This is a genomic window from Coprobacillus sp. AF33-1AC (assembly GCF_003475785.1).
In the GTDB taxonomy this organism is placed as follows: Bacteria; Bacillota_I; Bacilli_A; order Erysipelotrichales; family Coprobacillaceae; genus Faecalibacillus.
The window spans coordinates 16,996-33,261 of sequence record NZ_QRQB01000005.1 but is presented as its reverse complement, the minus strand read 5'-3'; the positions used below and the strand labels follow the sequence as shown (position 1 = coordinate 33,261).

The following is a 16,266-nucleotide window of genomic DNA, read 5'->3' as shown; positions in this document are numbered from 1 at the left end:
TAGAATAGATGTTGGTGATAGAAGTGGAACATAGTTTAAAAGAATTAAAAATCAAGGATAATAGAATAACGTTATTAGAAAATATGGGAATTCATAATATTAAAGATCTTGTTTTGTATTTTCCTTATCGTTATGAAGTGATAGAACCAACAGAACTTATTAATCAAGAAAAAGTTATCATAGAAGCAACTTTAATTGATCAACCTAAAGTATTTTTTAAAGGAAGATTATCACGATTAACATTTACTGTTTTATATAAAGATTTGCCATTAAAAGTGGCTATCTTTAATCGACATTTTTTAAAAGCACATATGCATGAAGGCATGACTTTGACTTTAATCGGTAAGTATACCCAAAAGAATCATTCTTTAGTAGCAAGCGAGATGAAATTGCAACCACTAGATCAATTAGAAGGCATTACTCCTGTCTATACAGTTAAAGGAAAAATGACTCAAAAGAGTTTAAGAGGTTATATTAACAAAGCTTTGCACTTTTATCAAAATCATATTTTAGATATTTTACCTGACTATCTAATACAACAATATCATCTTATTTCTAGACAAGAGGCTTATTTTAAAATTCATCAACCTCATCAAAATAGTGATGTGATTCAAGCAATTAGATATTTAAAATATGAAGAATTTTTTAAATTTCAATTGACTATGAATTATATTAAACAATATCATCATGAACATGTAGGAATGATTAAAGAAATTGATAATAAAAAATTACAACAATTTATTAATCAACTGCCTTTTTCTCTAACAAAAGATCAAAGTACTGCAGTAGAAGAAATTATTACTGATTTAAAAAGTGATAAGTTAATGTATCGTTTTGTTCAAGGTGATGTAGGAAGTGGAAAAACAGTTGTTGGAGCCATAGGTTTATATGCAAACTATTTAGCAGGTTATCAAGGAGCAATGATGGCACCTACAGAAATTCTTGCTTTACAACATTATCAATCTTTAACACATTTATTTAAAAATACTGATGTTAAAATTGGTTTATTAACGGGACATTTATCACAAAAAGAAAAAAATGAATTATATCTGCAAATAGCACAAGGTGATATTGATTTAATTGTGGGAACACATGCTTTATTTCAAGAAAAAGTACAGTATCAAAATTTGGGTTTAGTCATTACAGATGAACAGCATCGCTTTGGAGTTGAACAAAGAAAAGCATTAAAAGACAAGGGACAAAAGGTTGATTTTCTGGTTATGTCAGCAACTCCGATTCCTAGAACATTAGCTATGTCTTTGTATGGAGATATGGATGTTTCAACCATTCAAAGTATGCCTCGAGGAAGAAAAAAGGTAATCACTGAATATGTTCCTTCTATAAGTATGAAACCATTTTTACCTCATTTAAAACAATATCTAGCAAGTGGGGGACAATGTTATGTAGTCTGTCCTCTTGTAAATGAAAGTGAGTCTTTAAATTGCCGTGATGCCAATCAAATTTATGATGCTATGTCACGATATTTTAAAGGTCAATATAAAGTAGGGTTGGTTCATGGTAAATTAAGTGATGAACAAAAAAATGAAATGATGAAACAATTTAGTGATAATCAAATTCAAATTCTTGTTTCTACTACAGTTATTGAAGTGGGGGTTGATGTGTCTAATGCCAACATGATTGTCATTTATAATGCGGATCGTTTTGGATTATCACAATTGCATCAATTAAGAGGAAGAGTCGGAAGAGGAAGCCAACAAGGTTATTGTTATTTGTTATCTGATTCTAAGATAAAGGAAGCTAAAGAGCGACTTATGTTTTTGGCTAATCATAATGATGGATTTGAAATATCGAAATATGATTTGCAAATACGAGGACCAGGAGATTTGCTTGGTCAAAAGCAAAGCGGGGTTCCTACTTTTATGATAGGTGATGTTATGAAGGATTTTAATATTTTAGAAATTGCAAGAAAAGATGCTATCGATGCTTTAAATAATCATGCATCAGATGAAAAAATAAAACAATTATTATTAGAAATAAAAAACAATTTGCTAAAGAATAACGAATATGTAGATTAATATGATATAATGCTGGAGAGGTGATTTGATGAAATTAGCAATAGATGCCATGAGTGGTGATTTGGGAAGTCAAATTGTGGTAGATGCCTGTTTATCATTTTTACAAAAAAATAAAACAGATGAACTCTATGTAGTCGGGAAAATAGAAGAATTACAAGCACTAAAAGACTATCGACAAGTAACACTTGTTGATGCAAGAGAAATTTTAGAAATGACGGAAAATATTCTTGCGATTCGTAGAAAAAAAGAATCAAGTATGGTTAAAGCAATGATGTTAGCCCGCAAAGGTGAAGTGGATGCAGTTTTATCTTGTGGTAATACCGGTGCTTATTATGCTAGTGCAATGTTATTTTTAAAGCGTATTGAAGGGGTAGAAAAATCATGTCTAATGGCGATTTTACCAACTTATAATGGTAAAGGTGTAGCTATGCTTGATGTTGGTGCCAATGCTGAAAATACAGCTGAACAATTAAAATCGTTTGCAGTTATGGGAAATGTTTACGCTAAGAATGTTCGTCACATTGATAATCCTAAAGTAGCTTTATTGAATATTGGAAGTGAAGATCATAAAGGTGATGAGGTACATAAAGAAACTTATCAAATGTTAAAAGAAATGAAAGATATTCATTTTGTTGGTAATATTGAAGGTAAAGAGTTATTGAATGGTGATGTTGATGTAATTGTCACTGATGGTTTTACAGGTAATGTTGCTTTAAAAACAGTAGAAGGAGTTGCTGGTATTTTAATGAAATCACTAAAAGATGCCTATTTATCATCGTCACGAACAAAATTAGGTGCCATGATTTCCAAGCCAGCATTAAGTCAATTAAAACATCGTTTTGATGCTTCAAGTGTAGGTGGTGCTTTAATGATGGGATTTATTAAACCGGTTATTAAGGCTCATGGTGCCAGTGATGCAAAATCGTTTGAAAGTGCAATGGATTTAGCTTTTGAAATGGTCAAAACAAATGTAGTAGAAAAAATGAAAGTAGGTTTAGTTCATCATGAAGATTAATGAATTTTTGGATCAATTAGAAATTCCTTATAAAAATATTGATTTATTTATTGAGGCTTTTACACATCCATCCTTTTCTAATGAAAAAAATGGGCGAAAAAATTATGAACGATTAGAATTTTTAGGCGATGCTGTTTTACAGTATCATGTTTCTAATTTTATTTTTGATTTATATCAAGATATTCCCGAAGGTCAGCTTACGACTTTAAGATCAAAACTAGTAAGAGAAGAATCTTTAGCTCGTTTTGCTAGAGAATTAAAATTAGGTCGTTTTATTTATTTAGGATCAGGTGAAGAACATAATGGTGGAAGAGATCGTAATAGTGTTCTTGCAGATATATTTGAGGCATTTATCGGGGCTGTATGTCATGATTGTGGACATGATTATGTAGATAAAATTTTAAAGATGACGATTTATAAACATGTTGAAGATATCCATTATGATGATATTACGGATTATAAAACAACTTTACAGGAATTAATTCAAGCGGATCAAAGAAAGACAGTAACATATCAAACTATATCGACTGAAGGTCCTTCTAATGCTCCCATTTTTGAAGTTGAAGTATTAATGGATAATATGATTTTAGGTAAAGGTAAAGGGTCAAGTAAAAAAAGAGCAGAACAACAAGCGGCTAAAGCAGCCTTACAAAAATTAGCTAAGTAAAAGGATGTTTCATCCTTTTTTAATTATAAGATAGTTACTTAAAAGTACCTACTTTATGAATATCCAATTTTTTTTATAATAGTCTTGAGGTGAAAATAATGAAGGAAAAAGGAAATTTACTTAAAGAATTATTCTTTTCAACGCTTTATTTGTCTACATTTACCTTTGGTGGAGGTTATGTTATTGTTTCTTTATTAAAGGATCGTTTTGTAGATCAATTGCATTATATTGATGAAAAGGAAATGCTTGATTTAGTGGCGATTGCTCAAGTTGCTCCTGGAGCAATTGCTGTCAATGGTGCTATTGTTTTAGGATATAAAATGGCAGGTATATTAGGAATCATTGTTTGTGTTTTAGGTACAATTATACCACCACTCGTTATTATTAGTATCATTGCGTATTTCTATCAAATTTTTATTACTAATAAAATAGTAAGTGCTATGCTTCTAGGAATGCGTGCAGGAATTGGTGCGATTATTGTCAGTGTTGTTTATGATATGTTTTTAAGTGTGATGGACCAAAATAAAATCAGAAATATTATTATTGTGGGAGTTTCTTTTATTCTTAATTATTTTTTTCAAATCAATATTATGTATATCATTATAGCTTGCTTGATTTTTGCTCTGTTAGAGTTTTTTGTTAGGGGGCGAAAGATATGATTTATTTGAAATTATTTATTGCCTTTGTTCAAATTGGCATGTTTAGTTTTGGTGGTGGCTATGCGTCTTTGCCTCTTATTTTTCAACAAGTTGTAAGTCAATATCATTGGATTGATCAGAATATTTTTACTGATTTGATTACAATATCACAAATGACTCCAGGTCCTATTGCGGTAAATTGTTCAACTTTTATAGGTCAATATGTAGCACATTTACCTGGTGCTTTGATTGCTACATTTGGTTGCATTTTACCTTCATGTATTTTGGTTTCTTTACTTGCATATTTTTATGTTAAGTATAAGAATATGAAGCTTATGCAGATGGTTTTATCTTATTTAAGACCGGCTGTAGTAGCTATGATTGCTATTAGTGGGATTTCAATTTTGATTTCTTCATTTTTTAAAAATTCAATTGTGTGCATAGGCTATATTCGTTATCATGCTTTCGTTGTTTTTATCATTTGTTTGATTTTACTTAGAAAATATAAAATGAATCCGGTACTCGTGATGATTCTTGCTGGATTAAGTGAAGTTATTATTCAGATACTTTGATGAATAATAACTTTTTTTATGCCCATATCATATTTGCAAGTAAACATAAGATACAATGAAGGAGGAATAAAATATGTATGATGAATTATATGAAGGGGATTGTCAAAGAAATCAACCACCAAGACCACCACGTCCTAGAAAGGTAGGGGATATCTTTTTATATCAAGTAAGACCTGGTGATAATGTTTTTAGAATAGCAAGAATGTTTAATTCTACAGTTGATTTTATTCGCTGTATGAATAATTTGAATAATCAAATGATGATTTTCCCTGGGCAAAATTTATTAGTTCCTGTCATTAATCAACAAGTGATGCCACGTAGTGAACAAGAATCCTATGAATTATATTTTTAATTAACTGGATTTTTAATACAAATCAGTTTATTATTATGATAAAACAAGAATAAGGAGTGGCAAAATGACACAACATGCAGGCAATAAAAGAAATCTTACATTAGTTATGGATTTATATGAAATGACAATGGCTTATAATTATTTTAAACAAGGCAAAAAAGATCAATATGTCTATTTTGATATGTTTTATCGTAAAAATCCCGATCATGGTGGTTTTGCTATTTATGCTGGTTTACAACAATTAATAGAATGTATCAAAGATTTACATTTTAGTGAAGGAGATATTGAATATCTCCGTTCCTTACATAAATTTGATGAAGAGTTTTTTGATTATTTGAGAGAATTCCATTTTACTGGATCTATTTATTCCATGAGGGAAGGAACACCAGTTTTTCCTAATGAACCATTAATTACAGTAAAAGCTAAAATAATTGAGGCTCAAATTATCGAAACTGTTTTACTTGTTACGATTAATCATCAATCATTAATCGCAACGAAAGCTCATCGCGTTGTTCAAGAAGCAAAAGGCCGTCCTGTTTTTGAATTTGGTGCAAGAAGAGGGCAAGGTTATGATAGTGCAACTTATGGTGCCAGAGCAGCTTATATTGGTGGTGTAGCGGGAACTGCAACTGTATCAGCAGGGATGATGTTTGATATTCCGGTAGTAGGAACAATGGCACATTCTTTTATTCAATCATTTGATAATGAATATGAAGCATTCAAAACTTATGCTTTAACTTATCCGGATGATTGTATTTTATTGGTTGATACGTATGATACTTTAAAAAGTGGGGTTCCTCATGCAATTGAGGTGGCTAAAGAAGTCTTAGAACCAATGGGTAAAAAATTAAAGGGAATTCGTTTAGATAGCGGAGATATTGCTTATTTATCTAAAAAAGCAAGACAAATGTTAGATGTAGCAGGATTAAGTTATGTTCAAATTACTGCTTCAAATTCATTGGATGAATATTTAATTCGTTCAATTTTAGATCAAGGAGCTAAAATTGATTCATTTGGTGTGGGTGAAAACTTAATTGTATCTAAATCGTCACCAGTATTTGGTGGTGTATATAAATTGGTAGCTATTGAAAAAGATGGACAGATTGTTCCTAAAATCAAAATTTCTGAAAATGTTGAAAAAATAACCAATCCGGGTTATAAAAAAGTATATCGTTTATTTGAAAATGAGACAGGTAAAGCTATTGGTGATGTGATTGCTTTTTATGATGAAGAATTAGATAATCAAAAAGATTTAACAATTTATCATCAATCAAATAGCTGGAAATGTAAAACAATAGAAGCTAATACGTATACAATAGAGCCTTTACAAATTCCTATTTTTGAAGAGGGTCAATTTGTTTATGAAGAATTATCGGTTAAAGAAATTAGAGATTATTCAATAAAAGAAAAAGCAAGATTATGGGATGAAATCTTTAGGTTAGAATATCCTCATGATTATTATGTGGATCTTACTAAAAGATTATTAGATTATAAAATGATGATGTTGGAGGAAAAAAGAAAATAAGATGGCTAATTTTGATCGTAAATTAAAACGTGATAAAAAAGAATATCAATTTACAACAAAACCAATTGAAAAAAAGAAAAAATCAAGTGAGTTTAGAGAAAATTTTAATTTAAAATGGATTCCTTTAAATTGGAAATCAATTTTATTTATTATTATTGATTATATGGCGGTAAGTTTTATTTTTATACCGATGCTTGTTCAAAAGTATAATATGCTTACGGCATTAACTTTAGGACACGGTGTATTGACAAGTTTGTTACTTGTTTTAACATTTTACTTTATTAATGAAGAAAAACCACCATTGTCTGCATTATTTATTCGTTATTGCTTTTTAGCGTTAGTTTTAGGTTTAGCGTCATTTGTTACAGGTAAATTTATATTATAAAGGGGAAGAAAATGATAATTACAGTTGTTGGTTTAGGCGTCGTTGGGGGAAGCTTCGTTAAGGCTTTAAAAGGGCTTGGTCATGAGGTTTATGGCATCGATACAAATTTAGAAACATTAAAACAGGCAAAAGAAGAAGGCTGCATTATAGAAGGCTATAAAGATGGAAAAGAAATAATTGAAAAGACTGACTTAACAATTATTTGTTTATATCCTTCGTTGGTCTTAGATTTTATTAAAAATAACCATTTTAAAAAAGGAAGTATTATTAGTGATGCAGTAGGAGTAAAATCATATTTTTTAGATCAAGCAATGGAAATGATTGATCCTGAAGTTGAATTTATTAGTGGTCATCCTATGGCTGGACGTGAAAAAAGAGGATACAGTTATGCAAGTAAAGAAGTATTTAAAAATGCTAATTATATTTTAATAGAACATCCTACTAATAAAAAAGAAACAATCGAGATGATGGAGAAATTTGTTGGGACTTTAGGGTTTAAAAGCGTTAAGATTATGTCGCCACAGGCTCATGATGAAATCATTTCATTTACTTCGCAGTTGCCTCATGCTATTGCAGTGTCTTTAATCAATAGTGACCGTCAAAAATATGATACAGGTAAATATATTGGGGATTCATATCGTGATTTAACACGTATTGCTAACATTAATGAAGACTTATGGTGTGAATTGTTTTTTAAGAATAAAGACAATCTATTACAAAGTATTGATTGTTTTAAAGAACAATTAGACCGTGTTGAAACAGCTATTAAAAATGAAGATGAACAAGCACTAAAGGAAGCTTTTATTGAATCATCAAAAAGAAGAGAACATTTAGAGTAAGTCCTGGGACTTACTTTTTTTGTGCATATGTTTAGTAATATTAAACCCAAAATTAAAAATATAAAATTTATGATTGCTTTTGACAAATAATCATGTATAATGATTTTGTTCGATTTTTTAAATTATAAGTTTAATATACTGACATGGAGGGAATATGGATATTGGTAAGAGGTTAAAAGATTTGAGAATAAAAAATGATTTGACTTTAGAAGAATTAGCTTCACGTAGTGAATTAACTAAAGGTTTTCTTTCTCAAGTTGAAAGGAATTTAACCAGTCCTAGTATTTCTACACTTGAAGATCTATTAGAGGCACTGGGGACTAATTTAGCTGAGTTCTTTCAAGGTGACAAAGATGAAAAAATTGTTTTTCATACTCAAGATTTTTTTGTGAATGAAAAAGATGAATATACTATCGAATGGGTCATTCCTAATGCTCAAAAAAATGAAATGGAACCTATTTTGATGACATTACATTCTCATCAAAAAAGTATGGAAATGGCATGTCATAATGGTCAAGAATTTGGCTATGTTTTAAAGGGTCAAGTTATGCTTGTGTGTGGGCATAAAAAATATCGTTTAAAGGCTAAAGAAACCTTTTATTTAGATGGTAAACAAAGTCATTATTTGATGAATACAGGAAGTAATGACGCTAAGATATTATGGATTACCACACCGCCAATGTTTTAGAGAGGGAGAGTTTTATGGAAAAAAAGAAATTAATACAATTTAGAAATATTGTTAAAGATTTTGATGGAACGGTTGTTTTAAAAGGAATTAATTTAGATATTTATGAAAATGAATTTGTGACATTATTAGGACCTAGTGGTTGTGGGAAAACAACATTACTCAGAATACTAGGTGGCTTTTTAGATGCAAATGAAGGTCAAGTTATTTTTGATGGAGAAGACATTAGTCATGTTCCTCCACATAAAAGAGAACTCAATACAGTGTTTCAAAAATATGCATTATTTCCTCATATGACAGTTTATCAAAATATTGCTTTTGGATTAAAAATAAAAAAAATGAGTTCAGATGTCATTGAACAAATGGTTATGAAAATGTTGAAATTAATTGGTTTAGAGGGTTATGAAAATAAAAATGTAACATTACTTTCTGGTGGTCAACAACAACGTGTAGCTATTGCTAGGGCATTGGTTAATGAACCTAAAGTTTTATTATTGGATGAACCATTAGGCGCTTTAGATTTAAAATTAAGAAAAGAAATGCAATACGAATTAAAAAGAATTCAACAAGAAGTAGGAATTACTTTTATTTTTGTTACTCATGATCAAGAAGAAGCGTTAACGATGTCTGATAAAATTGTGGTAATGAAAGATGGTATGATTCAACAAATCGGTTCACCGGAAGATATTTATAATGAACCAGAAAATCAATATGTCGCTAAATTTATAGGTGAAAGCAATTTGATTTCAGGAGTTATGTTAGAAGATTATAAAGTTAAATTTGATGATCATGTTTTTGATTGCGTTGATTTCGGTTTTAAAGAAAAAGAACCAGTTGATATTGTTATCCGCCCTGAAGATATTGATATTGTAGAAGAAAATCAAGGAAAAATGACAGGAGAAGTATTGAGCGTTTTATTTAAAGGGGTACACTATGAAATTATGGTAGAAACTGTACCAGGAACAACAGTGATTGTTCAAATGCAAGTAACTCAAAGCCATGATGTTACTTCTGAAAATGGTAAAGAAAAAATGAGTGCTAATGATTTCTATGTTGATATTGAAGATTTACATCTTCTAGATGATGCTGAAATTATTGCTCGTGCTGATGCAAAAGCATGGGATCCAGAAACTGATGAATATATTTCGATTAATAAGATTGAATATGATTTAAAAAATGAATTAGGAGAATATCCAGTTGTTTTCTCTACTTCAAATGGAACAGAAGTAAGGAGAAAAATTATTGTTGTCAATCAACCGTTTGTTAAAAACTTAAAAGCCAATGAAGGGGTTATGGCATTTAATTTCTTTAAAACAATTGATGAAATTAAAGAATCAGTAGCTTTAGATACCGATTTAAAAACTTGGGCTAATGCACAAGGATGGAAATTAAATGATGAAGATGAATCAGTTGACATTTATGTTGATTATGATTTTGATCCTGAAACAATTAAAGAAGGCATTTATCAAGTACGTTTTTCTACAGAAGGTAGAGAATTTAAAATACATACAACGGATTATGTAGAAGAAGGTAAAAAGGTCGGATTAACTTTCTTCCCAGAAGATATTCATGTTATGAAGAAGATGGTGTTCTAATGAAAAAACTATCTCAATTAGCTATACCATATATGATATGGGCTGCATTAATGATATTGTTACCAATGATTTTAATTGCTTTATATGCTTTTACAACACAAGGTAACAGTATTGTTAGTTTTTCGTTTACATTAGCTCATTTTAAGAAGTTTTTTACCGACCCAGACTTTTTACTTGTTTTATGGCGTTCAATCAGTATCGCTATTAAAACGACGATTATATGCGTACTTTTAGGATATCCTATTGCTTATTTTATTGCGCGTAGTAGTGATCGTTTAAGAAATATTTTAGTTTTAGTGATTACTCTTCCTATGTGGATCAATATGCTTGTAAGAACTTATGCATGGATTGGTCTTTTATCTGATGGCGGAATCATTCAGACTATTTTGAAATGGACAGGACTTTATCATGGACAATTGCTTTATAGTGAAGGTGCTGTTTTATTAGGAATGGTTTATAACTTTATTCCTTTTATGATTTTACAAATTAACACTGCTTTATGTAAAATGGATAAATCTTTATTGGAAGCAAGTGCTGATCTTGGAGCAAATAAGATTCAAACATTTATTAAAGTAACTTTCCCATTGTCTTTATCAGGAGTAGTAAGTGGCATTGCTTTGGTTTTTTTACCAGCAGTAAGTTCATTTTTCATTCCAAAATTATTAGGTGGAGGTCAATATTTCTTAATAGGAAATGTTATTGAAAATCAATTTATTACAGTTGGTGAATGGAATTTTGGTAGTGCTATCTCTTTGATTATTGCTGCTATTATGATGGTATGTATGTATGCTATTAGAAAAATAGATGAAAGAAATAGTGGAGGTAGTCAAAAATTATGAAAAAGAACAAAAGAATAGTAGGAAAAATATTAATGGCGTTGGTTGTTATCTTTTTCTATCTCCCAATCTTATTTATGATTGTCTTTTCATTTAATTCTGGTAAATCTTTAACAAGTTTTAGTGGATTTAGTACGATATGGTATCAAAAAATGTTTGCTAGTAGAGATATGATGCAATCATTATATACGACAATTTCTGTTGCAGTCATTGCAACAATTGTTTCTACAATTGTTGGAACGATTACAGCAATTGGTTTATCTAAATCAAAGAAAATTATACAAAAAGTTGTTTCCCAACTTAATGATTTTCCGATTATGAATCCTGAAATTGTTACAGCAATTGGTTTAATGCTTTTATTTATTACGTTTCATATAGAAAAAGGCTATATGACAATGTTGCTTGCCCATATTGCTTTTTGTATTCCTTATGTCATATTAAGCGTTATGCCTAAAATTAGATCTCTAGATCCTAATTTAGCTGATGCAGCAATGGATTTAGGAGCTACACCTTGGCAGGCTTTGACAAAAGTTTTAGTGCCTCAAATCATGCCGGGAATTATATCAGGAGCGCTTATTGCCTTTACAATGTCGTTTGATGATTTTATTATTTCATATTTTGTTACCGGTGGTGGTGTGAAGAATTTAAGCATTATGGTTTATACGATGTCAAAACGTGTAAATCCAAGCATTAACGCTATATCGACACTGGTTGTTGTTTTAATTACGATTGTTCTCATTGTTATTAATGTTTTACCAATGATTAAACAAAAAAGAGTGGAAACAAATAAAGCACCATTATCAAAGAAATGGATTGCTGTTTTAGTAAGTATCACTGTTGCAGTTGCAGGGCTTGGTGTGGGCTTATCTAAAGGTGGTTTTAACTCAAAAAAATATGCCGGGCAAACATTACATGTTTATAACTGGGGAGAATATACTGGAGAAAATTTAATTAGCAATTTTGAAGAAAAAACAGGTGCTAAAGTTGTTATGGATATATTTGATTCTAATGAACAGATGTATATCAAAATTGCTAATGGTGAGTCTTATGATGTTATTGTGCCTAGTGATTACATGATTGAAAGATTAATTAATGAAAAATTAATTCAAAAATTAGATCGTTCAAAATTAGATTGTTTAGACTTGCTAGCAAAAGGGGTAAAAGGACTTCCTTATGATCCACACAATGAGTATTCAGTACCTTATTTTTGGGGAACTGTAGGTATTACTTATGATAAAACAAAAGTGAGTCAGGAAGATTTGGATAAAGAAGGATATAATATTTTCTTGGATCAAAAATATAAAGGAAATATTTATTTGTATGATTCTGAGCGAGATTCTTTTATGATGGCTTTAAAAGCTTTGGGATATTCAATGAATACAACTAATCAAAACGAATTGAATGAAGCATATCAATGGCTAATTAATTGTGTCAACACAATGCAACCAGAGATAGTTACTGATGAAATTATTGATAATATGGCTCAAGGAAGAAAAGCACTGGGATTAATGTATTCTGGTGATGCAGCTTATGTTATGTCAGAAAATAAAAATATGGGATTCTATATGCCAAAAGAAGGAACAAACTTATGGTCTGATGCCATGGTTATTCCTAAGAATGCAAAAAACGTGCCATTAGCACATGAATTTATTAATTATGTTACAAGTTATGAAGGAGCATATGATAATTCTAGTTATGTAGGATATACGTCTTCAAATAAAGAGGTATTAAAGGAATTAGCATCAACAGATTATAAGGGAATCAATGCGTATAAACCACGTTCAGGTTATAAAAAAGATGAAGTATTTGCTTATGATGAAAATACAAGAAAAGTTATTTCTAGTTTATTTAGTAAAGTGAAAATTGCAGCTTCAAATGCATCAAAATAAGGATGAAATTTTTCATCCTTATTTTTGTTGATATAATCAAAACTTTTTGAAAAAATAGAGTCATCCACAAAAAATAAGTGTGGAATTTTATTGACAAACAAGGGTGTCAAATTATATAATAGTCATTGTCTTGAAAGAGACATGCTTAAATCGAAAAAATTAAAAAGAAAAAAACTGTTGCAATTTGTGTGATAATATCATATAATAATTAAGCGACATAAATAAGAAATGGTTCCATGGCCAAGTTGGTAAGGCAACAGACTGCAACTCTGTTATCATCGGTTCGAGTCCGGTTGGAACCTCCATTTTATGCCCAGGTGGCGAAACTGGTAGACGCACAGGACTTAAAATCCTGCGGACCTTTAAAATCCGTGCCGGTTCGATTCCGGCCCTGGGCACCATTTAAAAAATGCTTGACTTATCTTAATGAATTTGATAAAATAATCAAGCGTTATGAATTGCGCTAGTAGCTCAACTGGATAGAGTGCTTGACTACGGATCAAGAGGTTGTGGGTTCGATTCCTGCCTAGCGCGCCATTTATCGGGAAGTAGCACAGCTTGGTAGTGCACCTGGTTTGGGACCAGGGGGTCGCAGGTTCAAATCCTGTCTTCCCGACCATTTAAAATAATTGGGGCCATAGCTCAGCTGGGAGAGCACCTGCCTTGCACGCAGGGGGTCAGCGGTTCGATCCCGCTTGGCTCCACCAATTTAATTAAAACATAACATGGCGGGATAGCTCAGCTGGCTAGAGCATTCGGTTCATACCCGGAGGGTCGAGGGTTCGAATCCCCCTCCCGCTACCATGTTAGAGTTGGTGCCCTTAAGGCAAAGACACGGACCCTTAGCTCAGTTGGTTAGAGCTATCGGCTCATAACCGATCGGTCGTTGGTTCGAGTCCAACAGGGTCCACCATTATTATTGAAGCGGAGATTTACCCAAGTCTGGCTGAAGGGACTGGTCTTGAAAACCAGCAGAGGATTAACGTCCTGCGGGGGTTCGAATCCCTCAATCTCCGCCATTTAAAAAATTCATATCGCGGGATGGAGCAGTCTGGTAGCTCGTCGGGCTCATAACCCGAAGGTCGTTGGTTCAAATCCTTCTCCCGCAACCAAAAGGTCTGGTAGTTCAGCTGGTTAGAATGCCGCCCTGTCACGGCGGAGGTCGCGGGTTCGAGTCCCGTCCAGACCGCCAAATGGTTCCGTAGCTCAGTCGGTAGAGCAGAGGACTGAAAATCCTCGTGTCGGTGGTTCGATTCCGCCCGGAACCACCATTTGATAATTTAGGAACTCATTAGAGTTCCTTTTTTGTATAAAAGGAGATATATATGAAATACAAAGATATGAGAATGACTATGATTGCATTTATACTTAATATTATTATCTTGTTTATGATGATCTATTTTTTAACTATTCATCAGATATTTAAGTTTTGTATTGCAGGACTTTTGTTTATGATGACTTTGTCAATGGCGCTTATGAAATTTAAATGTTATGTTTTTGATGATTCGGCCATTGTTTATTCTTTTAAAGGAATAGGGGTCTTTCCTCAAGTAGTCAAATATGATAACGTGCAATCATATGAGTTGATTTCTAAACATAAATTAATTATTAATTTGAACAATCATAAAAGAGTAAAGTTATGCATTTTTGATGCTCATTCTTATTATCATGATCTAGATCAACAATATCATCAATTTTTAAATAAAAAAAATAATACATCTAATAAGTAGATGTATTATTTTTATTTACATGTTTATTGTATTTTAATAAATTCCTTGTGAAATCATAGCCGCAACAACTTTTTCAAATCCAGCGATATTTGCACCTTTGATTAAGTCGTATCCTAAACCATATTTTTCACTAGCAGCTACAGAAGAATGATAAATATCTTTCATGATATTATGAAGTTTTTCATCAACTTCTTCTCTTGTCCAATTATAACGCATAGAGTTTTGTGACATTTCTAATGCAGATACAGCAACACCACCGGCATTAGCAGCTTTGGCTGGTCCTAATGTTCCACCTTGACTTAAGAAGTAATGAACAGCTTCAGCAGTAGTAGGCATGTTAGCACCTTCAATGATATATTTAACTCCGTTAGCGACTAATTGTTTTGCTTCTTCTTCACCGATTTCATTTTGTGTAGCACAAGGGAATGCCATGTCTACTTTTAATCCCCATGGTTTTTCACCAGCGTGGAATTCACAACCAAATTTTTCAGCGTAATCTTTTAATTTAACATCATTTGATTCTCTGATTTTTAATAAGAAATCAATTTTTTCATCTGTAGTGATTCCTTCTGGATCATATACGTAACCGTCACGTCCTGAAATAGAAACAACTTTTGCTCCATATTCTCTTGCTTTTAAACATACACCCCAAGCAACGTTTCCGTATCCTGATACAGCGATTGTTTTACCTTCATATGTTTCCCCGAAGTGAGCTAATACTTCTTTTCCGTAGTATACAGCACCGAATCCAGTTGCTTCTGGACGAATTAATGATCCACCATATGGCATAGGTTTACCAGTTAGTACACCATTTTCAAAGGCACTCTTAATTCTCTTATATTGTCCAAATAAATATCCGATTTCACGTCCACCAACACCGATGTCACCAGCAGGTACATCAACGCTAGGTCCAATGTGACGATATAATTCAGTCATAAATGATTGACAGAATCTCATGATTTCTGCATCTGATTTTCCTTGTGGGTCGAAATCAGATCCACCTTTACCACCACCGATAGGTAGAGTAGTTAATGAGTTTTTGAAAATTTGTTCAAATCCTAAGAATTTGATAATTCCTAAGTTAACTGATGGGTGGAATCTTAAACCACCTTTATATGGTCCAATGGCACTTGAGAATTGGACACGGTATCCTCTGTTAACTTGAACTTGTCCTTGATCATCCATCCAAGGTACTTTGAACATTAATGTTCTTTCTGGTTCTACTAATCTTTCTAAGATAGCCATTTTTTCATATTCAGGATGAGCAGCGATTACAGGTTCTAAGCTTTCAAGAACTTCTTCTACTGCTTGAATGAATTCTGGCTGATCAGCATTTTTTTCTTTAACGCTTTTTAATACTTTTTCAATATAATTCATTTTAATTGTCCTCCTGGTTATTATTGTAAACCCTCTTTAATAATAAATAAATATATTGAGAAATAATTATTGTAAGAATAAGTTATTAATATAATAAAAGATAATTTAATGAAATAGTACTTTAT

Annotated in this window: 15 protein-coding genes and 11 tRNA genes; 25 read left to right on the top strand and 1 reads right to left on the bottom strand. The window is 31.7% G+C overall.

All coding sequences use genetic code 11. From position 1 onward, the window contains the following. The first annotated feature begins 8 nt into the window (after positions 1 to 8). From recG to DWZ53_RS03060, 25 genes are all read left to right on the top strand, one after another. Entirely contained in the window at positions 9 to 2,036 is a 2,028-nt protein-coding gene (recG, locus tag DWZ53_RS03180) for an ATP-dependent DNA helicase RecG (RefSeq protein WP_118431922.1), read from the top strand. 28 nt (positions 2,037 to 2,064) lie between these two features. Beyond that, complete coding sequence (gene plsX, locus DWZ53_RS03175; protein ID WP_118431920.1) at positions 2,065 to 3,051, top strand: phosphate acyltransferase PlsX; 987 nt, start codon at positions 2,065 to 2,067, stop codon at positions 3,049 to 3,051. Beyond that, the gene (gene rnc / locus DWZ53_RS03170; RefSeq protein ID WP_118431918.1) at positions 3,041 to 3,718 is read left to right on the top strand and encodes a ribonuclease III; all 678 of its coding nucleotides are present in this window, start codon (positions 3,041 to 3,043) and stop codon (positions 3,716 to 3,718) included. Before plsX ends, rnc begins: the two co-directional genes overlap by 11 nt. A 98-nt stretch (positions 3,719 to 3,816) precedes the next feature. Next, the gene (locus tag DWZ53_RS03165) at positions 3,817 to 4,377 is read left to right on the top strand and encodes a chromate transporter (protein WP_118431916.1); all 561 of its coding nucleotides are present in this window, start codon (positions 3,817 to 3,819) and stop codon (positions 4,375 to 4,377) included. Further along, positions 4,374 to 4,928, top strand: a complete 555-nt coding sequence (locus tag DWZ53_RS03160) for a chromate transporter (RefSeq protein ID WP_118431914.1) — start codon at positions 4,374 to 4,376, stop codon at positions 4,926 to 4,928. The genes DWZ53_RS03165 and DWZ53_RS03160 overlap by 4 nt, the downstream gene beginning before the upstream one ends. A 73-nt stretch (positions 4,929 to 5,001) precedes the next feature. Further along, positions 5,002 to 5,280 carry a LysM peptidoglycan-binding domain-containing protein gene (locus tag DWZ53_RS03155; protein WP_118431912.1) on the top strand — a complete coding sequence of 93 codons (279 nt, stop codon included), beginning with the start codon at positions 5,002 to 5,004 and terminating at the stop codon, positions 5,278 to 5,280. 64 nt (positions 5,281 to 5,344) lie between these two features. Continuing rightward, the gene (locus DWZ53_RS03150; RefSeq protein ID WP_118431910.1) at positions 5,345 to 6,805 is read left to right on the top strand and encodes a nicotinate phosphoribosyltransferase; all 1,461 of its coding nucleotides are present in this window, start codon (positions 5,345 to 5,347) and stop codon (positions 6,803 to 6,805) included. A 1-nt stretch (position 6,806) separates the two neighbouring features. Next, on the top strand, positions 6,807 to 7,190 hold the full coding sequence (locus tag DWZ53_RS03145) for a hypothetical protein (protein ID WP_118431908.1): 384 nt from the start codon (positions 6,807 to 6,809) through the stop codon (positions 7,188 to 7,190). Positions 7,191 to 7,201: 11 nt separating this feature from the next. Then, entirely contained in the window at positions 7,202 to 8,029 is an 828-nt protein-coding gene (locus tag DWZ53_RS03140; protein WP_118431906.1) for a prephenate dehydrogenase, read from the top strand. A 154-nt stretch (positions 8,030 to 8,183) separates the two neighbouring features. Continuing rightward, the gene (locus DWZ53_RS03135) at positions 8,184 to 8,717 is read left to right on the top strand and encodes a helix-turn-helix domain-containing protein (protein ID WP_118431904.1); all 534 of its coding nucleotides are present in this window, start codon (positions 8,184 to 8,186) and stop codon (positions 8,715 to 8,717) included. 14 nt (positions 8,718 to 8,731) lie between these two features. Continuing rightward, positions 8,732 to 10,309: an ABC transporter ATP-binding protein gene (locus DWZ53_RS03130; RefSeq protein ID WP_118431903.1), complete on the top strand. Its 1,578-nt coding sequence runs from the start codon at positions 8,732 to 8,734 to the stop codon at positions 10,307 to 10,309. Beyond that, positions 10,309 to 11,148 (top strand): ABC transporter permease, encoded by an 840-nt coding sequence (locus DWZ53_RS03125; protein ID WP_118431901.1) that lies wholly within the window; start codon positions 10,309 to 10,311, stop codon positions 11,146 to 11,148. Before DWZ53_RS03130 ends, DWZ53_RS03125 begins: the two co-directional genes overlap by 1 nt. Then, positions 11,145 to 13,034, top strand: coding sequence for an extracellular solute-binding protein (locus DWZ53_RS03120; RefSeq protein ID WP_118431899.1), 1,890 nt, complete (start codon positions 11,145 to 11,147; stop codon positions 13,032 to 13,034). Before DWZ53_RS03125 ends, DWZ53_RS03120 begins: the two co-directional genes overlap by 4 nt. Positions 13,035 to 13,264: 230 nt before the next feature. After that, a tRNA-Cys gene (locus tag DWZ53_RS03115) sits at positions 13,265 to 13,339 on the top strand. A gap of 6 nt (positions 13,340 to 13,345) precedes the next feature. Continuing rightward, positions 13,346 to 13,435 (top strand) — tRNA-Leu (locus DWZ53_RS03110). 59 nt (positions 13,436 to 13,494) lie between these two features. After that, positions 13,495 to 13,571: transfer RNA gene (locus DWZ53_RS03105), tRNA-Arg, on the top strand. A gap of 5 nt (positions 13,572 to 13,576) precedes the next feature. Further along, positions 13,577 to 13,653: transfer RNA gene (locus tag DWZ53_RS03100), tRNA-Pro, on the top strand. A gap of 12 nt (positions 13,654 to 13,665) precedes the next feature. Further along, positions 13,666 to 13,741, top strand: a tRNA-Ala gene (locus tag DWZ53_RS03095). A 20-nt stretch (positions 13,742 to 13,761) separates the two neighbouring features. Continuing rightward, positions 13,762 to 13,838, top strand: a tRNA-Met gene (locus DWZ53_RS03090). A 32-nt stretch (positions 13,839 to 13,870) separates the two neighbouring features. Beyond that, a tRNA-Ile gene (locus DWZ53_RS03085) sits at positions 13,871 to 13,947 on the top strand. A gap of 13 nt (positions 13,948 to 13,960) precedes the next feature. Further along, positions 13,961 to 14,053: transfer RNA gene (locus DWZ53_RS03080), tRNA-Ser, on the top strand. 16 nt (positions 14,054 to 14,069) lie between these two features. Continuing rightward, a tRNA-Met gene (locus DWZ53_RS03075) sits at positions 14,070 to 14,146 on the top strand. 3 nt (positions 14,147 to 14,149) lie between these two features. Continuing rightward, a tRNA-Asp gene (locus DWZ53_RS03070) sits at positions 14,150 to 14,226 on the top strand. A 3-nt stretch (positions 14,227 to 14,229) separates the two neighbouring features. Further along, positions 14,230 to 14,305: transfer RNA gene (locus DWZ53_RS03065), tRNA-Phe, on the top strand. 54 nt (positions 14,306 to 14,359) lie between these two features. Beyond that, a complete protein-coding gene (locus tag DWZ53_RS03060) occupies positions 14,360 to 14,764 on the top strand; it encodes a hypothetical protein (RefSeq protein WP_118431897.1) in 405 nt (134 codons plus the stop codon). 33 nt (positions 14,765 to 14,797) lie between these two features. On the opposite strand, the gene gdhA is transcribed toward DWZ53_RS03060, so the two are convergent. Further along, the gene (gene gdhA, locus DWZ53_RS03055) at positions 14,798 to 16,141 is read right to left on the bottom strand and encodes an NADP-specific glutamate dehydrogenase (protein ID WP_118431895.1); all 1,344 of its coding nucleotides are present in this window, start codon (positions 16,139 to 16,141) and stop codon (positions 14,798 to 14,800) included. Between the last annotated feature and the right edge of the window lie 125 nt (positions 16,142 to 16,266).

Coding starts and splice junctions, on each gene's coding strand:
- recG (WP_118431922.1), top strand. CDS start 9: ATGTTGGTGATAGAAGTGGAACATAGTTTAAAAGAATTAAAAATCAAG.
- plsX (WP_118431920.1), top strand. CDS start 2,065: ATGAAATTAGCAATAGATGCCATGAGTGGTGATTTGGGAAGTCAAATT.
- rnc (WP_118431918.1), top strand. CDS start 3,041: ATGAAGATTAATGAATTTTTGGATCAATTAGAAATTCCTTATAAAAAT.
- DWZ53_RS03165 (WP_118431916.1), top strand. CDS start 3,817: ATGAAGGAAAAAGGAAATTTACTTAAAGAATTATTCTTTTCAACGCTT.
- DWZ53_RS03160 (WP_118431914.1), top strand. CDS start 4,374: ATGATTTATTTGAAATTATTTATTGCCTTTGTTCAAATTGGCATGTTT.
- DWZ53_RS03155 (WP_118431912.1), top strand. CDS start 5,002: ATGTATGATGAATTATATGAAGGGGATTGTCAAAGAAATCAACCACCA.
- DWZ53_RS03150 (WP_118431910.1), top strand. CDS start 5,345: ATGACACAACATGCAGGCAATAAAAGAAATCTTACATTAGTTATGGAT.
- DWZ53_RS03145 (WP_118431908.1), top strand. CDS start 6,807: ATGGCTAATTTTGATCGTAAATTAAAACGTGATAAAAAAGAATATCAA.
- DWZ53_RS03140 (WP_118431906.1), top strand. CDS start 7,202: ATGATAATTACAGTTGTTGGTTTAGGCGTCGTTGGGGGAAGCTTCGTT.
- DWZ53_RS03135 (WP_118431904.1), top strand. CDS start 8,184: ATGGATATTGGTAAGAGGTTAAAAGATTTGAGAATAAAAAATGATTTG.
- DWZ53_RS03130 (WP_118431903.1), top strand. CDS start 8,732: ATGGAAAAAAAGAAATTAATACAATTTAGAAATATTGTTAAAGATTTT.
- DWZ53_RS03125 (WP_118431901.1), top strand. CDS start 10,309: ATGAAAAAACTATCTCAATTAGCTATACCATATATGATATGGGCTGCA.
- DWZ53_RS03120 (WP_118431899.1), top strand. CDS start 11,145: ATGAAAAAGAACAAAAGAATAGTAGGAAAAATATTAATGGCGTTGGTT.
- DWZ53_RS03060 (WP_118431897.1), top strand. CDS start 14,360: ATGAAATACAAAGATATGAGAATGACTATGATTGCATTTATACTTAAT.
- gdhA (WP_118431895.1), bottom strand. CDS start 16,141: ATGAATTATATTGAAAAAGTATTAAAAAGCGTTAAAGAAAAAAATGCT.